The organism is Haloarchaeobius iranensis (genome assembly GCF_900103505.1).
In the GTDB taxonomy this organism is placed as follows: Archaea; Halobacteriota; Halobacteria; order Halobacteriales; family Natrialbaceae; genus Haloarchaeobius; species Haloarchaeobius iranensis.
Genome location: NZ_FNIA01000005.1, coordinates 164,755 through 173,686, shown reverse-complemented (window position 1 = coordinate 173,686; position 8,932 = coordinate 164,755). Strand labels below are relative to the sequence as shown.

The following is an 8,932-nucleotide window of genomic DNA, read 5'->3' as shown; positions in this document are numbered from 1 at the left end:
GTCGCTACGCTTCGTCGAAGAGCGTCTCGCCCTCGACCATGTGCCCCGCGACGGCGTCCATGTCGAGCGTGACGCCGAGCCCGGGCCGCTCCGGAATCTCGATGTAGCCGTCCTCGATGACGTCCTCCTCGACGAGGTCCGCCCACCAGCCGAGCTCGTAGGAGTGGTACTCCACGGCGAGCGCGTTCGGGATTGCCGCGCCGACGTGCGCGCTGGCCATCGTCGCCACCGGCGAGGAGACGTTGTGCATCGCGACGGGGACGTAGTACTGGTTCGCCACGTCCGCGATCTTCCGCGTCTCGCGCATCCCGCCGACCTTCGGCATGTCGGGCGCGACGATGTCGACCGCCTGGTCCTCGATGAGCCGGCGCTCCTCGGTCACGCGGTAGCGGTTCTCGCCCACCGTGATGGGCGTGATGGTGGACTGCGTGACCTCCTGCTGTACGGCGAGGTTCTCCGGCGGCACGGGGTCCTCCAGCCACCAGACGTCGTACTCCTCGATGGCGCTGGCGAGACGCTTCGCCGAGCCGCCGGAGAACGTCCAGTGGCAGTCGAACGCCACGTCCGCGCGGTCCTTCACGCGCTCGGTTACCTTCTCGACGATCTCGGCCTTGTGGCGGATCTCGCCGGGACGGAGATGGCGGTTCGCGCGGTCCTTCTCCAGCCCCGACGGCACGTCGAGGTCGAACTTCAGCGCGTCGTAGCCGAGCTCCTCGACCACGCGCTCCGCCTCGTCGGCACAGGCCTCGGGGTCGGCCTCGGCCTCCGTGTGGCAGTCGCAGTAGACGCGCATCTCGTCGCGGTACTTCCCGCCGAGCAGCTGGTATGCCGGCACCTCCAGTATCTTCCCGGCGAGGTCGTGGAGCGCGACCTCGATACCCGCGATCGCGGTGACGGTGATGCCCTCGACGCTCCCCTCGCCGGACATCTTCTGGACGAGGTGCTCGTACAGCCGGTCGATGTCGAGCGGGTTCTCCCCGACGACGAACGGCTCCATGCGCTCGATGAGTTCGGGGACGCCGGCGCCCCAGTACGCCTCGCCGGTCCCGACGACGCCTGCGTCGGTGTAGATCCGCACGAGCGTCCACGGGAAGTTCCCGTCGACCATCGTCGTCTGCACGTCGGTGATCTCGACGTCCCGGCCGCCGCCGCGCTCGCGTGTCACGCCCATCGTCTCCGCGGAGAGGTCCCGCATCGTGTACTCCGCGTTCGGGTCGTGAAGCTCCGTGTAATCGATGCCCATGGCACACGTGTTTACTCGCTCCTTAGTAAAACTTTGCTCCGGGGCCGGTCCGGAGTGAAAGCGAGCGAGAACCGCGATTGCGAACGGGGAGCCTGCGACCCGTGCGCACAGCGATAAGCGCCCTTCTGCTCGCGGTCGTTCCTCCCCCGCTCGCGTCTCGGAGAGTCTCGTTCGCTGGCGCTCACTCGACTCTCCCTACTCCTCCGGCTCCCGACGCTCCCACTCCTCGGGCGGCTGGCGGATCTCCGAACTCTCCTTCGAGAGCACCCGGAGGTACACGATGGCGATGCCCGCCAGCAACAGCACCCCGGAGATGACGAGGTAGATGGCGACCGTCGCGGTCCGTCCCTCGACGACCAGCGCGAGGAGCACCAGCAGGAGCAGCCCGAGCCCGGCGATGGTCGCGAGCAGTCGTTTGAACCCCAGCGCGTACTCGAACAGGTCGCTCATACCGGCGATTCGGGGCCTTCGGGTTTGATTGTTCGGATTGAATTTCGGCACTTCGAGGGCGGGAACCACCGACGACGGACAGCTTGCCCGGCGTTCCGGACCCGCGAACGGCCCGTGTTCAGTCGAGACCCGCGAGACAGTTCATCGCGTACGCGGTCCCCAGTAGTTCGGCCGACTTCCCGCGGTCGAAGACGAGCTCGTCGGTCGAGAGGACGTGTTCGAGCACGTCGGAGGACGCGTGGTTCGGGGCCGCGGCGATGCCGGCGTGGTTCTCCTCGGCCCAGCGCATCACCCGCAGGTCGGTCTTGGAGTCGCCCATGACGAGCGCGAAGGGGTCGTCGACGCCGAGCACCTCGAGCGCGGCCACGACACCCGCGACCTTGTTGAGCTCGAGACTCGATATCTCGGCGGCGTCGGCCTCGTAGTAGGCGACGTCGATGCGGTCGTAGGCGTCGGCGAGCACGTCGGGGAGCTCGTCGAGGTCACGTGCCTCGTACTCACCCTCTCGTTCGAGCACGCCGCGAATCTCGGGGTCGGCGTCGGCGTAGTAGGCCCGCGCCCAGCCCACGGCGTCGTCCTCGTCGAGGTCCGCGGCGGCGGCACGGGCGACGGCGGTCCCCAGGAGCTGGAGCTGGTAGACGAGCGCGGTGTCGATTATCTCGCGGGCGCGCTCGCTGCCGGTCTCGTAGTTGGGCTTGAGCGTGACGTTGAACTCGTTGCCCTGGAGGTGACAGCCGTGGCGGACGGCCTCGGGGGCCTCGGTCAGTGCGCGGGCACGCACGTCGTCGAACACCTCGCGGACGAACTCGTCGAGGCCCTCGTACAGCAGTCGCTTGGTCTCCGCGCCGTGGCCGGGCGTGAAGACGCCGTTGCCGGACTCGTAGACGATGCTCAGGTCGCCGGAGTGGACGACCTCGCTGCCCAGTCCCTGGATCATGAAGCCCTTGACGTTCTCCAGGGTCTGCCCGGTGCAGATGACGATGGGGACGCCGCTCTCGTAGAACTCGGTGAGCCGGTGGAGCGTGTTCCGGGGGATCTCGTTGTCGGTGTTGCCGGCCGAGCGCAGGGTCTCGTCCACGTCGAGCACGAGCACGTTGATGGCGCGGTCGTAGGCCGAGAGGAGGTCGAGCGCGGTGAAGGCCTGGTCCCGGGTGGCGTGGGCGGCGACCTCCGCGAACGTCTCGCCGGGGACGAAGGAGTCGCGAATCTCGCCCTTTCGCGTGTCGAGCTCCTCGCTGGCGTCCTGCCAGTGCTCGAGGGCGACCCGGGAGTCGACGGCCGGGAAGAGGTCGACGAACTCCTGGTACTCCCGTAGCGTCTCCGTGTCGAACTCGCCGTACAGTCTGTACAGCAGGTCGTATCGTTCCATGTGACTCCCATTGAGTCGGAGTGGTATGAAAGGGGTTGAGGGTGTGAAAAGCGGTGGCCGGTCGGCATGGCACGGACCGTGACTGGAGTGGCTGTGGGTGCTGCCGGGGGGAACTCGCGTCACAGGCGGTGACCGTCCACCGTAGATAATACTTTACTCGCGATAGAATAAATCTTTTGTCCCAGTAGGTCGTTGGGGGTGACATGCACGCAGTCGCAGTGCGTCGTAAAGGAAGCAGCCCCGAAGTGGTGGAGAAGCCACGCCCCGAGCCCGGGCCGCAGGAGGCGCTGATCCGCACGCTCCGGGTCGGGATCGACGGCACCGACCACGAGGTCATCGAGGGCAGCCACGGTGGCTCCCCCGCGGGCGAGGACCACCTCGTGCTGGGCCACGAGGCGGTCGGCGTCGTCGAGGACCCGAACGGCACCGGGTTCGAGGCTGGCGACGTGGTCGTCCCCACGGTCCGGCGCACGCCCGCCAGCGGGACGAACGAGTACTTCGAGCGCGGTCAGCCCGACATGGCTCCCGACGGCGAGTACGTCGAGCGCGGCATCGTCGGCGCACACGGCTTCATGAGCGAGTACTTCACCAGCCCCGCGGACTGTCTCGTCCCCGTCCCGCGCGAGCTGGCCGACCTCGGCTTCCTGGCGGAACCCATCAGCATCTCCGAGAAAGCGTTCGAACACGCCTTCGCCTCACGCTCCGCGTTCGACTGGGAGCCCGACTCCGCGCTCGTGCTGGGCAACGGGAGCCTCGGCCTCTTGACCCTCGCGATGCTCGTCGGGAGCGAGCAGTTCGACCGCTGCTACTGTCTCGGTCGGCGCGACCGCCCCGACCCCACTATCGACATCATCGAGCAGCTCGGCGCGACGTACGTCGACTCGCGGGAGACGGCCGTCGCCGAGTTCCCGTCGGTCCACGAGCCGGTCGACTTCGTCTACGAAGCCACCGGCTACGCGAAGCACGCCTTCGACACCATCGACGCACTCGCGCCCAACGGCGTCGGCGCGCTCCTCGGGGTCCCGACTGACTGGGAGTTCGAGGTCGACGGCGGGCGGCTCCACCGCGAGTTCGTCCTCCACAACAAGGCACTCGTGGGGTGCGTCAACTCCAACACCGGCCACTTCGGTGCGGCCGTCGACCGGCTCGACGCCCTCCCCGACGCGTTCCTCGACGATCTCGTCACCGGCGTCTACGGACTCGACGAGCTCGACGCCGCTTTTGCGACCGACGACAGCACTATAAAAACCGCCGTCGAATTCGACGCTATATGAAGAACGTCGACGACCTCATCGAGAGCGCGGCGGAGCTGGCCGAGCACGGCCACTCCAAGGGCGAGATTGCTGACGAACTGAACGTCTCCCGGGAGACCGCCTCCTGGCTGGTCGAGCGCGCCGGCGGGCCCGCGGCCCCGGCAACGACCGACACGACCGCTCCCGCTGGCGGTCCGCAGGACATCCACGTCGACTGGTCCGCGGTCGGCCGCGACAGCTACCGTCTGGAGGCGGTCACCAGCGCGATGGCCGACCTGCTCGCGAAGCAGGGCGAGGACGTGGACCTCACCGTCGGCATCGAGAAGGCCGGCGCGCCCATCGCGACCCACATCGCCAGCAACCTCGACACCGACCTCTCCAGCTACGCACCCAGCAAGCACCAGTGGGACGAGGGCGAGCTGGACACCGACGTCGGCGGCTCGTTCTCCCGGAACTTCGCCCAGATCCGGGACCGCGACTGCTACGTGGTCGACGACACCATCACCTCGGGCACGACGATGACCGAGACCATCGAGGCCATCCAGGACGAGGGAGGCAACCCCGTCGCCGCCTGCGTCCTCGTCGACAAGCAGGGACTCGAGGAGGTCCAGGGCGTCCCGGTGTACTCGCTGTTCCAGGTCATCTCCGTCGGCAGCGACGAGTAGCTCGGAGTTCGAACCGCTCGGCCAGCCGGTCGAGCGCGTCCGCTCCGTACGCCTCCGGCCCCAGGTCCGGCAGCACCTGTATCGCCACGGATCCGCATCGCCGTCGAGAGGCCCTCACCGAGCACGTCCGGAAGCGTCAGCAGCCGCAGCGTGTGCCCGGTGGGTGCCGTGTCGAACACCACGCGGTCCCACCGGTCGGCGTCGCAGTCGAGGAAGAAGGAGAGCGACGCCACCTCGTCGCTTCCCGGCAGGAACCCCCCTCGATGTCCGCCTCGACCGCCCACAGGTTCTCCGCGACCGCGGTCGGCGTGCCGGCCCCCGCTCACCACTCCGTCGCGCGCTGTCGGAACGTCTCGGCATCCAGCGCACAGACGATGGCGGGTTTCCGGACCACGCCGGCCTTGTCCGCTCGGGCCGTCGACGCCGGGTCGTGCGCGGGCTTCGTGACCGCGAACTCTCGGACGAACTCGTCGTCCAGGAAGTAGCCCCGTCGGTCGCCGTCGAACGCCGCGAACGTGCTCATCGGTCTCCCGACGCGCTCGAACAGCCCGCCCTCGTCGCCGTCCAGCAGCACGACCCGGCGGTCGTCGCGGTACGGGCGACCGTCGACGGCGCGCTTCGTGTGGGCGTTCTCGGGGTGTCGCGCCAACTTCTCGGCCGTCGTCTCGGGGTCGTCGTCGGCCTCGACGACGGTCACCCGGGAGAGACGGAACCAGCCGACGAGATACCGGTGCAGTCGCCCGTCCGCGTCCTCGAGCCCGGCGTAGAACCCGACCGCGTCGTCCGGCTCCAGCGCGGCCAGCCGGTTCACGTAGCCCGGGCGATGCTCGCCGTAGGTCAGCGCGTCGAGGTTCGGGTCGTCGTGGGGCGGGTACGCGGCGATGGCGTCCCGTTCGGTGATCTCGGCCGCGTCGCCGCCGGGGTCGGGGACGAGCCTGGCGAGCAGGTCGGCCATCGTGCCGTCGCCGTAGCGCAGCGGCCGGTCGCCGTACAGCCGGTCCTCGCTCGTCTCGCGGGTCTTCTCGGGAATCGGCAGGTACTCGAACTCGCCGTCCGGCCCGACCGTCGGGACCCGGGAGTCCCGCAGCTCGACGTTGGTGGTGTCGGCACCGATGCCACAGCAGACGACGGTCATCGCGGGCGGACGGTGGTCACGAGTCGTTCACCGTGACCTCGAACTCGTCGCGGGCGACGGCGAGGCGGAACGTCGGCACCGTCGTGTAGACGACCTCGACGACGTCCTTGCGGCGGAGGGACTGGAGCGCGTCGCGCACCTCGTCCACGTCGGGGTCGAGGTCCGCGGTCTCGCGCAGCGTCCGCAGCACGCTGACGACGCTCTGACCGTCCTCCTCCGGCCCGGCGAGGCTGTCGAGGATGGCCGCCTGGAGCGCGGGCACACGGACCGCACTCGGCGTGCCACCCGGTTCGTCGCCGGCGGTGACGCCCGGCTCGACGTCGACGAGTTCGGCGGCCTCCTCGGTCGCTCTGATGAGGCTGTTGTCGTCCCGGAAGTAGTACTCCTGCAGCTCGCGTTCGAGGAAGCCGTGGACCTCGCTCCCGCTCTCCATCCCCCACCGCTCCTGCAGCTCGCCGTTCTTCGTCGGCTGGAGTTCGACGATGTCGGCCAGACGCTCGCGCGCCTCCTCCGAGAGGGTCATTGGAGGCCGCTACGGTCAGCCGCTATTTGGGCGTTCTGTCTCCGGGTGGTTCGACACCACGCTCAAGGGGACGCGAGTCGAATGTTGTCGCATGACACGGCGCGTCGAGTTCGCACACATCGAGACCACGCTCGAGGACCTCTCCTACCCGGTGCTCCGGCACGACGCCGCGGCGGACCTCGAGGATGTGACGCTCGTGCTCTCGGACGGCGAGACCAACCTCGGGGTGCTCGTCTCGGAGACCGACAGCGACGCGTTCCAGACGCCGGAGGACCTGCTGTTCGAACTGGCGGAGTCGGTCGGTGTACCGGTCGCCGAGTCCCGGGAGCACACCAGCGACGCCGACGGGGCCTGAGGGCGTCGCGGAATCCGGGGGCGACTGGCGCTCGTTCGCGACCGGCGCACGGGTGGGTCTCGCTTTTCAGGGTCGAGAACGTACCCCGTTCCATGACACGCGAGCACGTCGACACGGTGACGGTCTACGCCGACTACGTCTGTCCGTTCTGCCACCTCGGGCGCCACGCGCTGTCGCTCTACCAGGACACCCGCGAGGAGCCCCTTCGGGTCGAGTGGCACCCGTTCGACCTCCGAGCCGCCCAGCGTGGCCCCGACGGCGAGCTGGACCTGACCGTGGACGACGGGAAGGACGACGCGTACTACGAGCGCGCCAGGGAGGGCGTCGAGCGCCTCCGCGAGAAGTACGGGGTCGAGATGAGCGTCGACGTCTCCCGCGACGTCGACTCGTTCCGGGCGCAGCTGCTCTCGCGGTACGTCCAGGAGCACGAGCCCTACGACACCTGGCGCGCGCTCGACGAGGCGCTGCTCGCGGCGCTCTGGCGCGACGGCCGCGACATCGGCGACGTGGACGTCCTCGCCGACGTCGCACGCGGTGTCGGTCTCGACGGGACCGTGGCCGAGACCGCGCTCTCGGACGACGCGAACCGCGACGCACTCACCGAAGATTTCGCCGCCGCGAAGGCCGCCGGCGTCACCGGCGTGCCGACGTTCGTCGCCGACGGGCACCAGGCTCGCGGCGCGGTGCCGCCCGAACAGCTCGAACGGCTCGTCGAGGGCGTCTGACCGGGTCCGTCGAGGTGTCGGACGGACTGTCAGGTGACCGGACAAGCGGGTCGCTTAAGTCCGTTCGCGGGCGAACGGACGGGTACGATGGAGTTCTGTGACGACTGCGGTTCAATGATGAAGACGGAGGGCGACGAGTGGGTCTGTGGGAGCTGTGGCTTCTCGAAGGCCCGCGACGCCCAGGCGGAACAGGCGATGGTGACCACGCAGGGCCAGGAGGAGTCGGAGGTCGTCGACGTCTCCGACGCCGAGAACAAAGGCCTGCCGACGACGGAGTCCCACTGCCCGAAGTGTGACAACGACGAGGCCTACTGGTACATGCAGCAGATCCGCTCGGCGGACGAGTCAGAGACGCGCTTCTTCATCTGCACCGAGTGCGAGCACAAGTGGCGCGAGGACGACCACTAGCCGTACACGAGCGTCCACAGCGCGCCGAGCCCGCCGAACACCACCGACGCGAGCAACAGCCCCGCCCAGTTGAACGCGCTCAACGGGTAGCCCAGCCCCGGCCCGAGCACGAGAAGTGCAGCCGCCAGCAGCGCCGGCGCGACCGTCGCGAGCGGCCGCCGTCCGTCGCGGCCCAGCCAGCTGATCGCGACGAGACAGAGCCCGAAGCCGACGGCCAGCCCGTACACCACCGGGACGACGCCGGCGGGGTCCAGCTGCGATCCGAGGTCCGACGTGACCGGCGTCGCGAGGAAGACCAGTCCGAGCAGTCCCGACAGGGCGGCGAACGCGCGCCCGACGGTCTCGGGCGCGATTGGGAGTCCCGTGGCTTCGGTGGCGTCGCTCATAGCTGGCGTGTCGGCGGGGTGGGAGGAATGGGTTTCGTTCCGACCTCGGGCCGGTGCGTCTGGCGCCTTCGCCGGTCAGCGCGTCGCCCGGTACTCGCCGTGGGCCACGCCGATGCCTAGACAGATGAGCCCGAAGACGAGCATCGACGGCGTGACCATCATGAGCGTCGTCTGCATCGGCATCACTTGCATGGCGAGCAGCGCGGCCGTTCCGACCGCGATGAGGGCCAGGAACGCCACTGCGGTCTTCGTCTGGTCGAGTTCCATACGAGCTTCTGGGGGCCGGAGATAGATAATCCGTACGGAGCCAGTGAAGCTCGCTGTCGGTTCGGGCGCCGTCGCGCTGGCCCGGAGTATCCGTCGACTCGCCGACGGTCCGGCCCCGCACCGCGGACTCCCGCCCCGCACCGCGGAACCCAG

The 8,932-nt window shown here is 69.0% G+C and carries 12 protein-coding genes and 1 pseudogene; 5 read left to right on the top strand and 8 right to left on the bottom strand.

From position 1 onward, the window contains the following. Positions 1–4: 4 nt before the first annotated feature. From BLT27_RS06210 to BLT27_RS06200, 3 genes are all read right to left on the bottom strand, one after another. Positions 5–1,243: a mandelate racemase/muconate lactonizing enzyme family protein gene (locus tag BLT27_RS06210; RefSeq protein WP_089732170.1), complete on the bottom strand. Its 1,239-nt coding sequence runs from the start codon at positions 1,241–1,243 to the stop codon at positions 5–7. 195 nt (positions 1,244–1,438) lie between these two features. Beyond that, positions 1,439–1,693 carry a hypothetical protein gene (locus BLT27_RS06205; RefSeq protein WP_089732169.1) on the bottom strand — a complete coding sequence of 85 codons (255 nt, stop codon included), beginning with the start codon at positions 1,691–1,693 and terminating at the stop codon, positions 1,439–1,441. A 118-nt stretch (positions 1,694–1,811) separates the two neighbouring features. Beyond that, a complete protein-coding gene (locus BLT27_RS06200) occupies positions 1,812–3,062 on the bottom strand; it encodes an HAD family hydrolase (protein ID WP_089732168.1) in 1,251 nt (416 codons plus the stop codon). 203 nt (positions 3,063–3,265) lie between these two features. Between BLT27_RS06200 and BLT27_RS06195 the strand changes: the two genes are divergently transcribed. Both BLT27_RS06195 and gfcR read left to right on the top strand, forming a co-directional pair. Then, complete coding sequence (locus BLT27_RS06195) at positions 3,266–4,336, top strand: glucose 1-dehydrogenase (RefSeq protein ID WP_089732167.1); 1,071 nt, start codon at positions 3,266–3,268, stop codon at positions 4,334–4,336. Continuing rightward, positions 4,333–4,980, top strand: coding sequence for a transcriptional regulator GfcR (gfcR, locus tag BLT27_RS06190; RefSeq protein ID WP_089732166.1), 648 nt, complete (start codon positions 4,333–4,335; stop codon positions 4,978–4,980). Before BLT27_RS06195 ends, gfcR begins: the two co-directional genes overlap by 4 nt. A gap of 95 nt (positions 4,981–5,075) precedes the next feature. Here gfcR and BLT27_RS20140 read toward each other — a convergent pair. The 3 genes and pseudogenes from BLT27_RS20140 to BLT27_RS06175 all read right to left on the bottom strand — a co-directional run. Next, positions 5,076–5,264: pseudogene (locus BLT27_RS20140) on the bottom strand (ArsA-related P-loop ATPase); the annotation flags it as partial. Positions 5,265–5,302: 38 nt separating this feature from the next. Beyond that, entirely contained in the window at positions 5,303–6,115 is an 813-nt protein-coding gene (locus BLT27_RS06180; protein WP_089732165.1) for an Nmad3 family putative nucleotide modification protein, read from the bottom strand. 16 nt (positions 6,116–6,131) lie between these two features. Next, a complete protein-coding gene (locus BLT27_RS06175; protein WP_089732164.1) occupies positions 6,132–6,638 on the bottom strand; it encodes a DUF5797 family protein in 507 nt (168 codons plus the stop codon). Positions 6,639–6,729: 91 nt separating this feature from the next. Between BLT27_RS06175 and BLT27_RS06170 the strand changes: the two genes are divergently transcribed. The 3 genes from BLT27_RS06170 (at position 6,730) to BLT27_RS06160 (ending at position 8,126) form a co-directional block, all read left to right on the top strand. Beyond that, positions 6,730–6,993 carry a DUF5789 family protein gene (locus BLT27_RS06170; protein ID WP_217639101.1) on the top strand — a complete coding sequence of 88 codons (264 nt, stop codon included), beginning with the start codon at positions 6,730–6,732 and terminating at the stop codon, positions 6,991–6,993. A gap of 92 nt (positions 6,994–7,085) precedes the next feature. Then, positions 7,086–7,718 carry a DsbA family oxidoreductase gene (locus BLT27_RS06165; RefSeq protein ID WP_089732163.1) on the top strand — a complete coding sequence of 211 codons (633 nt, stop codon included), beginning with the start codon at positions 7,086–7,088 and terminating at the stop codon, positions 7,716–7,718. A gap of 87 nt (positions 7,719–7,805) precedes the next feature. Then, on the top strand, positions 7,806–8,126 hold the full coding sequence (locus tag BLT27_RS06160; protein ID WP_089732162.1) for a transcription factor S: 321 nt from the start codon (positions 7,806–7,808) through the stop codon (positions 8,124–8,126). On the opposite strand, the gene BLT27_RS06155 is transcribed toward BLT27_RS06160, so the two are convergent. Together BLT27_RS06155 and BLT27_RS06150 are read right to left on the bottom strand one after the other, a co-directional pair. Further along, positions 8,123–8,512: a hypothetical protein gene (locus tag BLT27_RS06155; RefSeq protein ID WP_089732161.1), complete on the bottom strand. Its 390-nt coding sequence runs from the start codon at positions 8,510–8,512 to the stop codon at positions 8,123–8,125. The two genes, BLT27_RS06160 and BLT27_RS06155, sit on opposite strands and share 4 nt — an antisense overlap. 75 nt (positions 8,513–8,587) lie before the next feature. Further along, positions 8,588–8,779 (bottom strand): DUF7333 family protein, encoded by a 192-nt coding sequence (locus BLT27_RS06150; RefSeq protein ID WP_089732160.1) that lies wholly within the window; start codon positions 8,777–8,779, stop codon positions 8,588–8,590. Positions 8,780–8,932 lie beyond the last annotated feature (153 nt).

What these genes read in the sequence shown, in the direction of transcription:
- BLT27_RS06210 (WP_089732170.1), bottom strand. Translation starts at nt 1,243, where the DNA reads ATGGGCATCGATTACACGGAGCTTCACGACCCGAACGCGGAGTACACG.
- BLT27_RS06205 (WP_089732169.1), bottom strand. Translation starts at nt 1,693, where the DNA reads ATGAGCGACCTGTTCGAGTACGCGCTGGGGTTCAAACGACTGCTCGCG.
- BLT27_RS06200 (WP_089732168.1), bottom strand. Translation starts at nt 3,062, where the DNA reads ATGGAACGATACGACCTGCTGTACAGACTGTACGGCGAGTTCGACACG.
- BLT27_RS06195 (WP_089732167.1), top strand. Translation starts at nt 3,266, where the DNA reads ATGCACGCAGTCGCAGTGCGTCGTAAAGGAAGCAGCCCCGAAGTGGTG.
- gfcR (WP_089732166.1), top strand. Translation starts at nt 4,333, where the DNA reads ATGAAGAACGTCGACGACCTCATCGAGAGCGCGGCGGAGCTGGCCGAG.
- BLT27_RS06180 (WP_089732165.1), bottom strand. Translation starts at nt 6,115, where the DNA reads ATGACCGTCGTCTGCTGTGGCATCGGTGCCGACACCACCAACGTCGAG.
- BLT27_RS06175 (WP_089732164.1), bottom strand. Translation starts at nt 6,638, where the DNA reads ATGACCCTCTCGGAGGAGGCGCGCGAGCGTCTGGCCGACATCGTCGAA.
- BLT27_RS06170 (WP_217639101.1), top strand. Translation starts at nt 6,730, where the DNA reads ATGACACGGCGCGTCGAGTTCGCACACATCGAGACCACGCTCGAGGAC.
- BLT27_RS06165 (WP_089732163.1), top strand. Translation starts at nt 7,086, where the DNA reads ATGACACGCGAGCACGTCGACACGGTGACGGTCTACGCCGACTACGTC.
- BLT27_RS06160 (WP_089732162.1), top strand. Translation starts at nt 7,806, where the DNA reads ATGGAGTTCTGTGACGACTGCGGTTCAATGATGAAGACGGAGGGCGAC.
- BLT27_RS06155 (WP_089732161.1), bottom strand. Translation starts at nt 8,512, where the DNA reads ATGAGCGACGCCACCGAAGCCACGGGACTCCCAATCGCGCCCGAGACC.
- BLT27_RS06150 (WP_089732160.1), bottom strand. Translation starts at nt 8,779, where the DNA reads ATGGAACTCGACCAGACGAAGACCGCAGTGGCGTTCCTGGCCCTCATC.